Source organism: Mesorhizobium sp. NZP2298 (genome assembly GCF_013170825.1).
Taxonomy (GTDB): domain Bacteria; phylum Pseudomonadota; class Alphaproteobacteria; order Rhizobiales; family Rhizobiaceae; genus Mesorhizobium.
This window is the reverse complement of sequence record NZ_CP033365.1, coordinates 3084917-3101531: the sequence shown is the minus strand read 5'-3', so window position 1 is coordinate 3101531 and position 16615 is coordinate 3084917. Positions and strand designations below refer to the sequence as shown.

10 protein-coding genes are annotated in these 16615 nt (G+C 65.5%); 5 read left to right on the top strand and 5 right to left on the bottom strand.

The annotated features are described in order from the left end of the window. Nucleotide 1: 1 nt before the first annotated feature. On the bottom strand, nucleotides 2-760 hold the full coding sequence (locus EB231_RS14995) for an SDR family oxidoreductase (RefSeq protein ID WP_172349487.1): 759 nt from the start codon (nucleotides 758-760) through the stop codon (nucleotides 2-4). A gap of 102 nt (nucleotides 761-862) precedes the next feature. Here EB231_RS14995 and EB231_RS14990 point away from each other — a divergent pair, with 102 nt between their 5' ends. After that, nucleotides 863-1756, top strand: a complete 894-nt coding sequence (locus tag EB231_RS14990; RefSeq protein ID WP_172349486.1) for a LysR family transcriptional regulator — start codon at nucleotides 863-865, stop codon at nucleotides 1754-1756. 177 nt (nucleotides 1757-1933) lie between these two features. Next, nucleotides 1934-3592 carry an acyl-CoA synthetase gene (locus EB231_RS14985; protein ID WP_172349485.1) on the top strand — a complete coding sequence of 553 codons (1659 nt, stop codon included), beginning with the start codon at nucleotides 1934-1936 and terminating at the stop codon, nucleotides 3590-3592. 42 nt (nucleotides 3593-3634) lie between these two features. Here EB231_RS14985 and EB231_RS14980 read toward each other — a convergent pair whose 3' ends face one another. The 3 genes from EB231_RS14980 to EB231_RS14970 all read right to left on the bottom strand — a co-directional run bounded on the left by EB231_RS14980 (nucleotide 3635) and on the right by EB231_RS14970 (nucleotide 10980). Beyond that, complete coding sequence (locus tag EB231_RS14980) at nucleotides 3635-4618, bottom strand: methyltransferase (RefSeq protein ID WP_172349484.1); 984 nt, start codon at nucleotides 4616-4618, stop codon at nucleotides 3635-3637. Between the two features lie 513 nt (nucleotides 4619-5131). Next, a complete protein-coding gene (locus tag EB231_RS14975) occupies nucleotides 5132-10138 on the bottom strand; it encodes an autotransporter outer membrane beta-barrel domain-containing protein (RefSeq protein WP_172349483.1) in 5007 nt (1668 codons plus the stop codon). A gap of 560 nt (nucleotides 10139-10698) precedes the next feature. Further along, nucleotides 10699-10980 (bottom strand): hypothetical protein, encoded by a 282-nt coding sequence (locus EB231_RS14970; RefSeq protein WP_246740962.1) that lies wholly within the window; start codon nucleotides 10978-10980, stop codon nucleotides 10699-10701. A gap of 356 nt (nucleotides 10981-11336) precedes the next feature. Here EB231_RS14970 and EB231_RS14965 point away from each other — a divergent pair, with 356 nt between their 5' ends. Both EB231_RS14965 and htpG read left to right on the top strand, forming a co-directional pair. Then, the gene (locus tag EB231_RS14965) at nucleotides 11337-12221 is read left to right on the top strand and encodes a hypothetical protein (RefSeq protein WP_172349481.1); all 885 of its coding nucleotides are present in this window, start codon (nucleotides 11337-11339) and stop codon (nucleotides 12219-12221) included. Between the two features lie 209 nt (nucleotides 12222-12430). Further along, complete coding sequence (gene htpG / locus EB231_RS14960; RefSeq protein WP_172349480.1) at nucleotides 12431-14317, top strand: molecular chaperone HtpG; 1887 nt, start codon at nucleotides 12431-12433, stop codon at nucleotides 14315-14317. A 19-nt stretch (nucleotides 14318-14336) separates the two neighbouring features. Here the strand turns inward: htpG and EB231_RS14955 are convergent, their stop codons facing one another. After that, nucleotides 14337-15317, bottom strand: a complete 981-nt coding sequence (locus EB231_RS14955; protein WP_172349479.1) for a GlxA family transcriptional regulator — start codon at nucleotides 15315-15317, stop codon at nucleotides 14337-14339. Nucleotides 15318-15736: 419 nt separating this feature from the next. Here EB231_RS14955 and EB231_RS14950 point away from each other — a divergent pair, with 419 nt between their 5' ends. Then, nucleotides 15737-16615, top strand: a complete 879-nt coding sequence (locus EB231_RS14950) for an ABC transporter permease (protein ID WP_172349478.1) — start codon at nucleotides 15737-15739, stop codon at nucleotides 16613-16615.

Genomic DNA, 16615 nt, shown 5'->3' with positions numbered 1-16615 from the left:
CTCAGATCACGCCGCCATTGGCGCGGATGATTTGCCCGTTGATCCAGCCACTGTCCGACCCGGCCAGAAACGAGACCACGCCGGCAATATCGTCGGGCTGGCCGAGCCGGCCGAGCGGGATCATCTTGCCAATGGCCTCGATCTGCGCCGCGCTCTTGCCGTCCGTGAACAGCGCCGTCTCGACCGGTCCGGGCGCCACGGCGTTGACTGTGACGCCGCGCGCGCCAAGCTCCTTGGCGAGGATATGCGTCATCGCCTCGACCGCTGCCTTGGTGGCGGCGTAGACGCCGTAGCCCGGCTGGTACAGGCCGACGACGCTGCTCGAGAAATTGACGATGCGGCCGCCGTCGCGAAGGCGTTTCGCGCCCTCGCGCATGCCACGGAACACACCGCCGAGATTGATCGCGACCTGCGTGTCGAACGACGCATCGTCGGTCGCGGCGATCGGCGACAGCTTCATGATGCCGGCATTGTTGACGAGGATATCGACGCCGCCGAAGGCTTTCTCGCCGGCGTCGAAAAGTGTTGCGATGCCAGCCGGGTCGGCGACGTCGGCCTGCACGGCGATCGCCTTGCCGCCATCGGCCTCGATCGCGCCGACAAGCGCTTCGGCCTCGGCGCGGCCCCGTGCGTAGTTGACGACGACGGCGATGCCGTCACGGGCGAGCCGCCGCGCGATCGCCGCACCGATGCCCTTGGAGGCGCCGGTCACGATCGCTGTTCTGGTTTGCTGGCCCGTTCTTTTTTGCTCAGTTTCCATGGAAGTCTCTCCGTTTGTTGGTGACACGGATATAAGCCAGGCCAACTTCCGGATAATCAACTCACACTTGACATCACTATTCGGGAACTGCGAACAAAGGCGATGGATCGGCTGGACACGATGCGGCTCTTCGTTCGCGTGCTGGAGCGGCGCAGCTTCACCGCTGCCGCCGCCGATCTCGGCCTGCCGCGCTCAACCGCGACGGAAGCGATCCGGCGGCTCGAGGAACATCTCGGCGCTCGCCTGCTGGAACGGACGACACGGCAGGTGAACGCCACGCAGGACGGCGAGGCCTACTATCAACGTTGCCTGTCGATCCTGGCCGAGATCGAGGATGCCGAGGCCGCCTTCCGCAAGGCCGAGCCCTTCGGCCTGCTGCGCATCGATGCCAGCACGCTGCTCACCCGCACCTTCCTGTTGCCGCGCCTGCCGGAATTCCTCGCCCGCTATGCCAGGATCGACCTGCAGATCGGCCAGAGCGACCGGCTGGTCGATCTCGTGCGCGAGGGCGTCGATTGCGTCATCCGCGTCGGCGAGCCTCCCGACAGCGGCATGATCATGCGCCGGCTGGGGATGATCCGCGAGATGACCTGCGCCAGTCCCGCCTATCTCGAACGCCACGGCACACCCGCCTCCCCCGATGCGCTCGACGGCCACCAGGCGGTGGGCTTCGTCTCGTCGCGCACCGGCGAGGTGCTGCCCTTCGAGTTCACCGTCGGCGGCAAGACGCGCGAGGTCCGATTGCCGGGCCGCGTCGCCGCCAACAATTCCGACACCGCCGCCGACCTGGCACGCCTTGGCCTCGGCCTCATCCAGGCGCCGCGCTATCGCTTCGAGAAGGACCTTGCCGACGGCACGCTCATCGAGGTGCTGGCCGACTACCCGCCATCGCCGACGACGCTCTCGGCGCTCTACCCGCAAAACCGGCAACTCTCGCCGCGCCTGCGCGTCTTCCTCGACTGGGCGGCCCCCATCTTCGCCGAGGCGAACTTGTAAGGGCAATTCCAGGAATGTGTGTGGCGTTTTTCCCGGGAAAACGCTTGACGTTTTCCCTTGGGAATTGCGTCAAAACAAAGAGATAGGCTTCCGTCGTTGCCCATCGGCGCCATCTGATGGCATTGTTGTCGCGACAGCGCGCCATGGGGAGATGGGGCGCCGCCAGGGAGGACTGACATGACCAGCACACAAGCCGGCCTGCCGCGCTACGGGGATGCCGTTTCGCGCTTTCGCATCGAGGATGAGATCGCCCGGCTCGACGGCGACCCGGCGACCGGCATCAATGCGTATGTCGAATGCTGCGGCCGCCATACCGGGCAGAACCGGCTGGCGCTGCGCGCGATCTCCGCCGCCGGCGAACTCCGGCTGTTCAGCTTCGATGACCTCGCCGATATGTCGGGCCGCGTCGGCAATATGCTCAAGGGGCTGGGCGTCGGCCCCGGCGATGTCGTCGCCGGCATGCTGCCGCGCATTCCCGAACTGGTGGCGCTCATCCTCGGCACCTGGCGCATCGGCGCCGTCTACCAACCGTTGTTCACCGCTTTCGGGCCGAAGGCGATCGAGCACCGCCTGGGCTACAGCGGCGCCAGGCTGGTGGTGACCAACCCGGCCAATCGCGGCAAGCTCGACGAGATCGAGAACCGCCCGCCGACCGCCACCATTCTTGGCCCCAGTGATGCCTTGCCCCAAGGCGACATCGATTTCCGCGCCGCCCTCGCCGCCGCCTCCCCGGACTGCGAACCCGTCATGCGCAAGGGCGACGACCTGTTCATGATGATGTCGACATCAGGCACGACGGGCCTGCCCAAGGGCGTGCCGGTGCCGCTCAGCGCCCTGCTCGCCTTCGGCGCCTATATGCGCGACGCGATCGGGCTGCGCCCCGACGACGTCTTCTGGAACATCGCCGACCCCGGCTGGGCCTACGGCCTCTATTACGCCATCACGGGCCCGCTGCTGCTTGGCATCGCCACGACCTTCAACGAGGCCGCCTTCACGGCCAGGAGTACCTACGAAATCATCGAGCGGCTTGGCGTGACCAGCCTCGCCGGCTCGCCCACCGCCTTCCGCCTGCTGCTGGCCGAAGGGCCGGAGGCCGCCGCCGGCATCAAGGGCCGCCTGCGTGTCGTGAGCAGCGCCGGCGAGCCGCTCAATCCGGAAGTGATCCGCTGGTTCGACACCCATCTCGCCGCCCCCATCCACGACCATTACGGCCAGACCGAGAACGGCATGATGGTCAACAACCACCACGGGCTTGCGCATACGGTGCGCGCGGGCTCGGCCGGCTTCGCCATGCCGGGCTACCGCATGGTGGTGCTCGACGAGGCCGGCAACGAACTCGGTCCCAACCAGCCCGGCATCCTCGCAGTCGATATCGCCAACTCGCCGCTGCGCTGGTTCGGCGGCTATCACCAGGCCGAGACGCCGGCGGTCGCGGGCGGCTATTACCGCACCGGCGACACGGTGGAATACGAACCGGACGGCTCGGTCTCCTTCATCGGCCGCGCCGACGATGTCATCACCTCGTCGGGCTACCGCATCGGCCCCTTCGACGTCGAAAGCGCGCTCATCGAACACGCCGCGGTCAACGAGGCGGCCGTGGTCGGCGTGCCCGATCCGCAGCGCACCGAAATCGTCAAGGCCTTCGTCATCCTGTCGCCCGCCTACCAGGGCAGCCCCGAGCTTGCCGAGGAGCTGGCCCAGCATGTCCGCAAACGGCTTTCGGCGCACGCCTATCCGCGCGAGATCGATTTCGTCGCCGAACTGCCGAAGACGCCAAGCGGCAAGATCCAGCGGTTCCTGCTGAGGAAGGCGGAGGTGGAGAAGCGGAAGGGCTGAGAACCCGCAATCAGGCCACGAACTCCATGGCCAATCTGATCTTCAGCCGAGGCGCGCACGAAACAAGGTGGAGCCATCCGCCAGGCGCGACCTGGAGATGTCGCGCAATCCAGCCTCGGTCATCCAGGCGCGGTACTGACCTTCCGTGTAGGATTCGCCGTGGCGATAGAGGTTCAGGAAGGTGAGGTTGAGAAAGACACCCTCGGGCGGGCCGAGGCGGTCGTCATCGACGACACCCCACCCCGCGATTGCAATCTCGCCGCCTTGCGTGAGACAACGCGCCGCGTTCAGGATCGCACTGCGCGCCCGGTCCGGCGGAAGGACCTGGACGACGGCCTTCAGGATCGCCAGATCGTGCCGGCCGATCGATGGCGCGACGGTTATGTCCCCCTCTTCGACAGTCACGTCGTCGGCACCGTATTCGGCCAGGATGGAAGGCGCGACCGCCGCGACCGTTGGGAGTTCCATCAGCGTCGCCGTAATCCGTGGCCACCGCTTGCGAAGTCCGACCAGAATGGTCCCGGCGCCACCGCCGATATCGATCACCGAACGGATCGCGGAGAGGTCCATCTCCCGGGCCAGGTTTCTGCCGAAAATCACCCCGCCCGGTGCGAGCATGCGGCTGAAGGCGGCCGCGGCCTCGGGTCCGGCCTCGGAAAAATCGTGCAGCGCGGCCGGCCGGTTCTGCCGCAGCGACTCCGCTGTCAAAAGGTCCGCTCCCCAGAGCTCGCGCAGCAGCGCATGATCGCCGCCGCGATAGGTCGGCTTGGACGCGTCGAGGAAGGCCGACGCTTCGGCTCCGTTGCGAAAGCGACCATCCTCGACCTCGAGGAGACCGATGCTGGCGAGCGCATAGAGGAGCCGCGACAGACGATCGGGCTCGACTTTGAGCGCGGCCCCAAGGCTGTCGGCAGTCGCCACATCGCCACCGAGCCGGGTGAAGATGCCAAGGTCCAGCCCGGCGCGAAGCGCCAGGGCGGCGGGCACCGCCGCGATCAGTCCGTCGATCCGATCATGATCCGCCATGTCACGCCCCCTGCCGCGATCCAGGACCAAGCTTGAAGCAGCTCACATGAGATTGGAACCTCCGTTCTGCGGAAAGTGAAATCATTGTTCGAGCGACCATAAACCAGCGTTCAGCCGCAGGCGTTCAGCCGCAGGCGTTCAGCCTTCGGCAACGGGTCCGCGCGTATCCATGATAATTGCTGACGCCGACAGGACCGCGCCCAGCCGCCCACTGTCCCGGCAACATCGCGCGGAGGCGCCACGAAGCGGCCTGCCCGCATCCAACTCGGTGCCTCCGGGCGACGCCCCAGCCATCGCCGGCATCAGCAGCAGATCGAAATCTCCATGGCCTTCGCCTGTAGCACGCGGGTTCCTTCCTCGGGGACTTTCGTACGCCCGCCGGCGCCCGAAACTCTTCACGAAAGCGGAATGGCAGCTTCTGGCATCTAGAAAGCGCGGCAGACATTCAACCAAGCGGGATTGAAGTCCCTGACTGACCCGAAGGCGACTTTCGGTATTGGATGCCAACTTGTTTCACCACTTGACCCGGAGGCCGAGCGAGCCGGTCAGTACATGACTGTCACCGAAGTCTTCCAGGCCTGTCCGGGCGATGGCTTCGCCAAAGACCGAGAACTTGTCGTCGGCCCAATTGACGGTGCCGCCGATGCCGAGACCGCCCCAGAGCTGCTCGTTCCTGCTCGAGAGGCTGCTGCCGGCCAGGTCGACCGACGAGCCATCCTCAAAATCATAATAAAGGTTGGCGATGCCATAGAGGTTCGTGTGGCCGGCGCGGCCCGTGTGGTCCTGCCATTGCGACTGGTGGTCGAGCGACAGGCCGAGGCGGCCAAGCAGGCTGTCGCTGCTATCCTGGGTAACCCTTGCGCCGAAGGTATCGGTAAAGGCGTCGAAATCGACGGATGACCAGGCAAGCTGCGCTTGCGGCGTCAGCGACCAGCTCGGATCGAGCATGATGCGCTTGCCGGCTTCGACGCCGAGCGCGTAGCCGACGCCGTTGTTGCCGTCGACGAGCCGCTGTCCGGCGGTCGCCGAGTCGAGATTGCTGTCGTACCAGATCACCTGCGCCTGGCCGTCGAGGTAGAAGCCTTCCGCACCGTACCAGGTCAGCGAGCCGGAAACGCCGGTGCCGGTGCTGTCGATCGACCCGTTGCCGAACACCGACGAGACGTCGGCGGACACGGTGCCATACTGGAAGGCGATGCCGCCGATGAGCTGGCCGGCCGCGCTGTCGGACAAAAGCATGTCGGCGCCGGTCTGCAGCCTCCAGGTCGATGTGTCGTATGTCGTTGTGGTGGTGGAGCTTTCCGGATCGTAGGAGCCGCTGGCGCCTTCGATCCTGCCCCACAGCCCGATCCCGGCCTCGGCCTTTACGTCATCGGAGATCCCGTCGGCGCCTTGTGCCTCTACGGTCCAGGACCGGTTGCCGAGCCGCTGCTGCAGCGTGCCCAGCTGGTTGAAGCTCTGCAATACGCCCGCATAGGCCTCGTACACAGGTGCGCCGGCCTGGAAAAGCAGGCTGTTGTCGAGCTCGGAGCGCAGATACCAATCGCCGTCGGTGGGCGTGCTCACGCCGCCCTGATAGAGCCTGTAGGCATAGGCGCCCGCGACGACCGCCGCATCGCCTTCGAAGGTATAATCGCCCTTGAGCGAGAAGGTGCCGTTCGAGACGCCGCCGATGTCGACGATCTTGATGCCTTCGGCCGTTTGATCTCCCGCGCCGCCGAAATTGGCGACCTCGAGCGTGCCCGTCCCCGACGTGCCGCCGGCGATCACCAGCATGTCGGTCGCCGAGCCGTCGCCGCCGAGCGCGGTGTTGAGGACGACGGTGCCGCCATTGCCGACATAATCGCCGCTGATGGTCAGCGTGTTGCCGAGAGCGCCGCCGGCGATGCGCACCGTTCCGGCATTGGTCAGCCCGGCAAGCGTCTGGGAGGTGCCGGCAAGATCGAGCGTGGCGCCCGAGGCGACCGAGAACTGCGAGGAGGAACTGAATGCGTTGGCCGCGCCCGCGGCAAGCGTGCCGCCAACGACCGACGTGGCCCCCGTGAAGCCTGAGTTGTCCGAGGCGAGCACCACCGTGCCCAGCCCGTCCTTGACGAAAGTGCCGGCGCCCGAGAGCACCCCGGCATAGCTCGCATTGGCCTCCCCATCGAAGGTGAAGGAGGCCCCCGCGCCGATCGCGACATCGCCGCCGAAGCGCTCGGCCGCCGAGACGAGGCCACCCTGATCGATGGTCCAGTCGAGCAGCGAGGTACCGGTCAGCGTCAGCGCGCCGGCGCCGTCCTTCACCATCGTGCCGGTGCCGGAGATATCCCCGGCAAAGCTGGCATCCGCCGCCTGGTCGAGCACGACCGTACCGGCATTGCCGATGTCGCCACGGATCGAAGCCGCATTGCCGATCAGCGTGCCGGCGTCCACCAGCGTGTTGCCGCCATAGCTGTTCGCTCCCGTGAGGGTCAGCGTGCCGGAGCCTGTCTTGGCGAGGCTGCCGGCACCCGAGATCGCGCCGGAAAGGGTGAGGTCGGCCACGGTGTCGAAGGTGCCGCCGGCCGCCGAAAGCGTGACACCGCGCGCCGAGGAGAAGGCGGCGGTGTTGCGCAGCGTGCCGCTGGAAAGCGTCAGGCCGCCAGCGGCGTCGCCGAGATTGTTATCGGCCGCAACCGAAAGCACGCCGCCGGAGACGTTGGTACCGCCGGTGTAGGTGTTGGCGCCCGAAAGCACCAGCGTGCCCGCATCGGTCTTGGTGAGGCTGCTCGCCCCGGTCAGCACGGAGGCGATGGTGGCGGTATAGCCTGCTCCGGCGACCGTGCCGTCACCGACCCGGATGATGCTCTCGCCGCCAGCGCCGGCAAGCGTGATGGCGTCGCCTTCGATGCGGTAGCCATCGGCGGCGAACTGCATGCCGGTAACCTCCAGCGCGCCAGCGCCGTCGTCGGCGGTGACGATGCCGCCGAGCGTCTGGAAGATGGCGAAGCCGGGCTGCGGCTTCATCGCTGCGTCGACCAGGCCGGTGCTCGTCGTCCAGTTCAGGCTTGTCGCCGTCCAGGTGCCGTTGCCACCGTCGACCAGATCATTGTTGGCATTGCCGGCCGCGTCGCCGTCCCAGAACAAGAGGTCGTTGCCGACGCTGCTGATCAGATTGACCTGGTTGGCGACGGAGGTCTGCACCGTCAGGTCGGCAGCCGTGACGCCGACCGGCAAATCGCCGAGTTCGAGACCATTGTCGGTAAGCGCGCCGCCATAGTTGATCAGCCGGTAGACGCCGGGGCCGAAGCCGCCGACATCGGTAATGTCGAGGCTGCCGTCCAGCGTCAGGGCGCCGGTCACCACGATCAGATCGTTGACGCCGCCACCGACCACGCCGGCCTGGCCAAGCTCGTAGTCGAGGGTCGAGCCGGAACTCAGGCTAAGCGATCCGATCGTCAGTGTACCGGGGCTGGAGCCCGGCGCCAGCGTGCCGCCGTCGGCGACGATCACCGCGCCGCCGATCGAGCCGGAGCCGCCGAGCGTGCCGCCGCTGTTGACCGTCGTCTCGGTGTTGCCGAGCGATCCCTCGACGACAAGCTTGCCGCTATCGACCGTGGTGCGGCCGGTATAAATGCTGTCGCCGTTCAGAACCATGGTGCCGGCGCCTTCTTTGTAGAGGCCGCCTGCTCCGCTCAACTCGCCGTTAACGGTCAGCGTCGTGCCCGTCGCCGTGCGGAAATAGCCATAGGCGGCAGTGAGGCTGATGTCGCGGCTCATGGCGAAGCTCGCCGTGGTGCCAAGTTCGCCGCCGTCGAGCGTCAGCAGACCTGTCGCCGCGCCCAGATTCTGGTCCGACGCCACGGAGATGCTCTTGCCCACCCCGACCGTGGTGCCGCCACTGTGGGTGTTGGTGCCAGTCAGGGTCAGCGTGCCGATACCTTCGACGTCGAGGCTGCCCGTTCCGGAGATGTTTCCGCTGAAGGTGTTGGGGCCGAGGTCGAGGAACGAGACGGCGCCATTGTTCAGAATGTCGCCGCGGATCGCCACCGTATTGCCGGCGAGCGTACCCGCATTGACGACGGTGCCGCCGGTGTAGTTGTTGGAATAGCTGGTGACATTCAGCGTGCCGGCGCCGTTCTTGACCAGCATGCCTGAGCCGGTCACCTGGCCGGAAAGGTCCAGCTGCGTGCCCGCCGCCGTGTCGAACCCGCCCGTCGAACTGATCAGCACATCGCGGTTAGTGGCAAAGCTCGCTGTCGTCCGCAGTGTGCCACCGTCGAAGGTCAGACTGCCCGAGGCCGCGCCAAGATTGCCGTCCTCGGAGACCTGAAGCGTGCCGCCGTCTATGGCGGTGCCGCCGCTATAGGTGTTGGCGCCGGTAAGGATCGTCGTTCCGCCGCCGATCTGGCGCACCATTCCGCTGCCGCTGATGATGCCGCCATAGGTCAGCTCATTGCTGCGGTTGAAGGCGAACGTGCCATTGTTGTTCACGTCGCCGATGATAGAGCCGCTGGTGCCGCCATTGCCAAGCTGCAGCGTGCCTTGCTGGATGTCCCAGTTGGTGGTGGCGGTGCCCGTGCCGGTCAGCGTCCAAGTGCTGGTGCCGGTTTTCTGGAATGTGTCAAAGTTCCGGTACTGCGCCGTGGCGCCGATGGCCGAGACGTCGAATGCGGCGTTGGTCGTGCCGCCGAGGCGCAACGTATCGGTGAGCGCGTTGGCGTTGGCGACGACATTACCTTCAATCACCGAGCCGGCCTGCAGCTCCAGGGTGAGTGAGCCCGTCGTCGGGGTAACGGAACTGGACCACTGGATCGCATTGGCGCCGGCGCCGGCCTTGATCGTGCCGCTGTTGACGAAGCTGTAAGCCGAGGTGGCTTGATTCAGGACGATTGCCGCCGCTCCGGCGCCGCCCTCGATCGTGCCGGTGCCGGTATTGACGATCGGGTTCGTGGTTGCATTTCGAACAAAGATTCCCGCGCCGCTGGAGCCGACGCCGTTGGCTGGTCCGGTTCCGCCACGGATAGTCCCATTGTTGACGAATGTCTTCGCCCCGCCAGAGGTTCCCACCAGCACGCCGGGGCCACCGCCTCCTGTTTGGCTGTTTCCTCCCTGGATGGTGCCGTTATTGGTCATCGATGAGCCAAACGAGGCTTGAACACCCGCGCTGCTCGACGCGGCCCCATCGCTGCCCTTGAAGTTGCCGACCAGTGTATACATGCTGCCGGTTGTTGGGAGGGTAAGGGCCTGTATGCCCGAGCCGGAGAGCGTAAACCCCTGGGTGTCAATCGTAATCGGCTTGGCGGCCGTATCCGGACTGCCCGAATTGACCATCGTAATATTGGTGGTCAGGATGATCGTTGCGCTCGCATCGCCATCAGCGTTCGCCGCTGTTACAGCGGTACGCAGCTGTCCCTCGGTGCTCACATAGTAGGTCGCGGCCAAAGCCGCGCCCGGAAGCCCGCAGGCCAGCATGAGCACGGCGCAGGAAGCGCCCGCCAGAAGGCGCCTGCGGCCTCCGTCCAGAAGCCTGTCGCCCCCCAGAATTTGCCCCGCCATGCCCCTGATCCCCTTGATTCCCAAGTGCGCCGAAGGCAGCACGAAAATTATTGGCCCGCAAGGCACTTATAGTCTTGAGGACTACCAAAAAGCTAACGTTGATCAGTAAAATGAAGTCCGTGACGTCTGTGCGACAGGAAACCTATTTAATTAGCTCCCCCTTACTAAAGAAAAGACTCAATAATAACGTGGATGACCTCGCCGCATGCGGAAATCTGGAGCCGCTGGCTGTCCAGCCGATTTCCATGGACAAACTCAGAGCTTGCGGGCCCAGGACGACGCAGCACAAAGGCCACTTGCACGTCGGAACTGAACCGGAATTGCACCTCGCGCCCACGCCCTCTCGTCGCCGGCGACCGCCTGCGGAGCACTCAAATGAATGGATTCCTGCCTAGGCTTGTGCCTTCACTGGCGCAGAGCGGAATGGCCGTCGTGGCGCAGCCGCGACCTCAGCGTCGGCGCCAGAAATGTCCGCTCTTGGTAGGCGTCAAGTCGGTCGGAATAACGACATGAGGCGCATTACCGCCATTCGAAGCGCAGCCAATCAAAGCTCGATCGGGTCAGTGCGCCACACCATCCGAAGCGTGCAGCAGCCGCCACGCCGAGCCAACGCGCCCATCGAACTGCGAGGCGAAATGCTTCGCGGCGACATCCTCCAGGCCGTCATCGACGAGCGCCTCGATGCTCCGCCGCATCAGGGCAAGCTGCATCCGCCTGGCGTGATCGAGGTCGGCCTCCCGCATGATAGCCGTGACGTGGTAGGCAATGACGGGCTGGCCGAGGCAGGACAGCAGCGCGCTGGCCTCGGCTGTTACAGCGGTCACCGCGTCTTCGATCTTCATTCTGGCGATCCTCATCAAGATGATGCTGACGCCTCCCCGCAAGGCGACGGTGGTCCGTCGCTCCTTCTTTGATTTCAGCCTGCCGCTTGATTTCAGACTGCCGCGCGACCGAGGCCCCGCGCCAGGCTCACAATTGCTGTCTTCTCCAGGCCCCTCGAGCAGCCTCGTCTGGTCCGGAAACAGTATCCGTCAGATTTGATTCAAAGGCGACCGGATAGTTAATCGATGGTTAATGGCAGCGCTTGCCATCCCACCCCGATCAGGATGTTTCGCCTCGGCGTTTCCTGCCGCGCAATAGCCGCAAAGCTGCCCGATGGCTGCCTGGCCTGTTGATCGCCACGAAGAAAGGTTCTGTCATGCGGTTGGTCTGGACGGTCATGTTTGCACTGGCGAGCAGTGCTGCCTTCGCCGCCTCGCCCGAGGACGATTATATCGCCGCGCGCGACAAGGCGATTGCCGAGATCGCGGCGATGGAGAGCACGAACACAGCCGTGGAAACCCTCGACGCCGCCAATGAAAAGGCCCGCGCCGATCTCGAAACGCGTCTCACCGCCCTCCTTGGCCCCTTCACGGTCAAGGATTTCCCGGCTGCCGGCACGATCAATATCGAAAGCCTCAGCTCCTCCGATGTCGGCTTCGGCATGCTCGACGGGCTGCGCCACGGCACCGAGGACGGCCCCAGCATCGTGGCATCGACACGCGGGCTGGTCGAGCGCTGGCTCAAGTCGCGTGCCGCCGAGACGGACGCCGATCTCAAACTGCCCACCAGCTTCGACGCGGCGCTGAAGCTCGACGCCTTCTACACCCAGGCCATCGGCAGCGACGCCGCCTTCACCGGCACGCTCGACTTCGCACTGAAGAGACCTGATGGCGCCGACATGGCGATCGCGCGGCTCGGCGGCTGGGCACAGGATATCGGGCCGAGCTACGACCAGGAGGTCATCGTCACGGTCGTCAAGGGCAACAGCGTCCTGATCGCCGAAGCCCCCGCGACGCCGCCGGTCCCGAAGATCGCGGCCTGCGACGCCGTCTGGACCGCCGCCGACGCCGCCGCCCAGAAACTGGCCAAGCAGGCCACCGACGACAGCGACGAGAACACATCCGATGCCGCCAACGCCGCCTGGACCAAAGGCGACAACGACTTCCGCGCCTGCATGGGCAAGAACCTGCCTGCGGATGCGGCCTTCCCGGCGCTGCTGGCACAGGCGCAGACTCTGGCGGATCACATGGCGGGGAAGTAGGCGCGACGCCGACGCTACCGATCTCCCCCTCGTGGCGGAGATGGCAGCGTTGCCGCCGGCGCCCGCCCCCCTTGTCACCCTCGCATCCCATCACAATATTGTCGTCGCGCTGGCACCTGCCGAGTTGCCAGCAACGCAAAAAATGGTTGAAAGGAAGTCCTGCACGCGCCCCGGCGCGGCGGGCGGATGAACAGCGTGGGAAAATTGGAATGACGACGGATACGAAAGCGACGGAAACCAGGGCGTTCGAGGCGGATGTTTCGCGGCTGCTGCACATGATGGTGCACTCGGTCTATTCCGATAAGGACGTCTTCCTGCGCGAGCTGATTTCCAACGCCGCCGACGCCTGCGAAAAGCTGCGCTTCGAGGCCGTCAGCCGCCCGGAACTTCTGGCCGACGATCCCAAGCCGCGCATCTCGATCTCGGCCGACGCGGACAACAAGCAGATCACGGTCGAGGACAACGGCATCGGCATGAGCCGCGACGACATGGCCGAGGCGCTGGGCACGATCGCCCGCTCGGGCACCCGCGCCTTCATCGAGCGCGTCGGCTCCGGCACCGAGGACACCCAGCTCATCGGCCAGTTCGGTGTCGGCTTCTACTCCGCCTTCATGGTGGCCGACCGGGTCGATGTCATCAGCCGCCTGGCGGGAAGCGAGGAAGCCTGGCGCTGGTCGTCCGACGGCAAGGGGTCCTACGAGATCGCGCCCGCCCCGCTCGAAGCCGCGCCGAAGCGCGGCACCCGCGTCGTGCTGCATCTCTTGGACGATGCCGTCTCCTACACCGGATCCTACAGGCTCGAGCAGCTGGCCAAGTCGCAGTCGGGCCATGTGCCGGTGCCCATCACGTTCATCGAAAAGCCCGGCGCCGAGGCGCGCGACATCGCCGACGGCACGGCACTCTGGGTCAGGCCGAAGAGCGAGATCAAGTCCGAGGAATACACCGACTTCTACCGCGGCGTCGCCGGCCAGTATGACGAGCCGGCAGCCACCATCCATTTCCGCGCCGAGGGCCGGCAGGAATATTCAGTGCTCGCCTTCGTGCCGGGATCACGTCCGTTCGATCTGTTCGACCAGGACCGCAAGGGCCGCATGAAGCTCTATGTGCGCCGCGTCTTCATCACCGACGATGCCGACCTTCTGCCGCGCTACCTGCGCTTCGTGCGCGGGCTGGTCGATTCCGCCGACCTGCCGCTCAACGTCTCGCGCGAGATGATCCAGGAAAGCCCGCTGCTGGCCTCCATCCGCAAGGGCCTGACCAACCGCGTGCTCGGCGACCTCGCCAAGCTGGCCGAGAACGAGGCCGACGCCTATGCGAAGATCTGGGACAATTTCGGCGTCGTCCTCAAGGAAGGGCTCTACGAGGACTATGAGCGGCGCGAGCAGTTGCTGAAGCTCGCCCGCTTCCGCTCGACCGCCTCTGGCGAAGGCTGGCGCGGCCTTGCCGACTATGTCGCCGCGATGAAGGAAGGCCAGAAGGCGATCTTCTTCATGGCCGGCGACGACCGCGCCCGGCTCGAAGCCTCGCCGCAGCTCGAAGGGTTCAAGGCGCGTGGCATCGAGGTGCTGTTGCTCACCGACCCGGTCGACAGTTTCTGGGTGACGATGGCGCCCGAATTCGACGGCAAGCCGTTCAAATCGGTCACACAGGGCGTGGCCGAGCTGTCCGACATCCCGCTGCTCGACGACGCCAAGAAGCCGGAGACAGCAGCGACGCCGGAGGTCGATGCCTTCCTGGCTTTCGTCAAGTCCGCCCTTGGCGATGCCGTCTCGGACGTGAAGGCATCGGATCGCCTGACCGAAAGCGCAGTCTGCCTTGTCGCCCCCGAACACGGCCCCGACCGTCAGTTCGAGCGGCTGATGAACGCCGCCGGCCGCCTCGACAAGGCGGCCAAGCCCATCCTCGAAATCAACCCGAGGCACGAGCGCGTGCTGGCGCTCGCCGGCCTGGGCGAGGACGAGCAGGCCTTCAAGGACGATGCCGCCCATCTTCTCTACGACGAGGCGCGCGTGCTCGACGGCGACAAGCCGGCCGACGCCAGGGCGTTCTCGGAGCGGCTCGCAAGGCTGATCGCGCGCGGCATCTCGAAGGGCTGAGGCAGCCCCTTCCCGGGCTTTATTGCCCTGCCGCGCCGGCAGGCATCCGGTTGGGGTGCCTGAGATGGGTCGGCGTGATGCCGGTCTGCTGGCGGAACACCCGGCTGAAATGGCCAGCATTGGTGAAGCCGCAGCGATAGGCGATGTCGCCGATCTGCAGGTCGCTGCCTTCGAGCAGTGACTTGGCATGATGCACCCTGAGCGCCAGGTAGGCCGCCATCGGACCGATACCGAGCTCGGTCCCGAAAAGCCGCTCGAGCTGGCGTCGCGAGCAGTTCAGACGGCTCGCGATCTCGGTCACCGAGAGCGTCTCCTGGAGGTTGCTCTCCATCAAGAGAAGAGCGCGCTTCACCGCGCGGCTCGACGCCTCCGGAAACAGGTCGCCGACGGGCTGCACGTCCCGGCTGCTCCTGATCCGGTCGAGCACCAGGATCTTGGCGGCCTTATCCGCTGCCTTCTGGCCGATGAACTGGGACACGAAATGACCGGCCAGGTCGGCGGCGCCCGTGCCGCCGGCGCATGTCGAACGCCCACGGTCGACGGAAAACAGACTGTCGGCATGGGCGTTTACATCAGGGAATTGGCTGCGAAAGTCCTTGATGTGGAACCAACTGACGGCCGCGGCGTAGCCATCAAGCAGGCCGTAGCGCGCCAGCACGAAGCTTCCCGTGCAGAGCGCCGTCAACGGCACCCCCTTCTCGGCGGCGCGCAGCAGGAACGTTTCCTTATCCGAGCTGAGGCTGCGGTTGGTGTCGAGCAGGCCGCCGACCACGACGACATTGTCGAAATCCTCCGGATTGCCGATCCCCTTGGTCGGCAGCAATTCGACGCCGCAACTCGCCCGGATCGGCAGGCCGCGTTCGCCGACGATCTCCCAGTCGAACTCGATCCTGCGGCTGCGGTCGCCCTCGTCGCCCGCCAGCCGCAGCGTGTCGATGAACAGCGACAGCGGCGACAGCGTGAAGTCGCGAACCAACAGAAAAGCAAACCGCCTGGCCATTGTGTCCGGAACCGTCCCCCTCGCCTGTGCTGGAGCCTGTTATCACCGATGCGTATTGTTTGGCACAGGCGTCAAGCCCCGCGATCCCCAGGAGCGGCCGCTGGATGTCGGAGATGAGATCGACGACCCGGGAAGAGGCTGCTGGGCGTGGCAGCAGAGACCGGGTACCAGGCACCCATGCGAACGGCAGGGCTGCCGGCATGGAAGGCGATTGCCGCCGGGTAAAATTCGACCAGATCGAACGGCCATGGCCCCCCTGTTGCCGTGCCGTCCGCCGATCAAGTTTCGGCGTCCATCGCGGCCGGCGGCGTGGCGATATCCACTGGCTCAATCGCCGACTGTAGACATCGGGCCTTTAATCACCCAATCTTGGCGCCGGGAACAAAACACGCGCTTCAAAGAAAGCGCACCGGGTGGTCATGAAACGACGATGGACATTGTATGATCCGCGGCTGGCCTGGATGCTGGTCGCGCCGGTGCTCTTGCTGCTGATCTTCTTCCTGGTGCTGCCGATCGCCGTGATGGGTGCCTACACCTTTTTCACCTTCGTCACCGCCGGTGTGGAGACGAGCGTGCTGACGACCGCCAACTGGCACGAATTCCTTACCGACAGCTACTATCACGGCTTCCTCCTGAAGACGCTGCGTGTCGGCGCGATGACGGCGCTGCTCTGCGGTGTGCTCGGCTATTTCCCGGCCTATTTCATCTGGGCCACGACCTTCAAGCACAAATGGCTGCTCCTGCTTTTGCTCATCGTGCCGTTCTGGATCTCCTTCACCATCCGCACCTTCTCCTGGATCAACATCCTGGGCGAACAGGGGGTCATCAACGTCGCGCTGCTGAGGATGGGGATCATCAGCGATCCGCTGCCGATGCTCTACAATGAGGGCGCGGTGATCCTGGGGCTCCTGCACTTCCTGCTGCCCTACATGATCCTCAACGTCTATGTCAGCCTCGAGGGCATCGACCGCACGCTGATCTCGGCCGCGCGCTCCATGGGCTGCACCAGCGCGCAGGCGTTTCGCGAGGTCACGCTGCCGCTGTCCCTGCCGGGCCTCGCGGCGGGCCTGCTGCTCTGCTTCGTGCTGGCCGCCGGCAGCTATGTGACGCCGCAGCTTCTGGGTTCGGGGCGCGACGCCCTGTTCGGCAATTTGATCTACGACACCATCATGGGCGAGCTGAACTGGCCGATGGGCGCCACGCTTTCGATCGTGCTGTTCCTCGTGCTTGGCTTCTTCGCCGCCATCTACACCCGCTACATGGGCATGTCGCAGATCGTCAAAGGACTTGGTGGATGA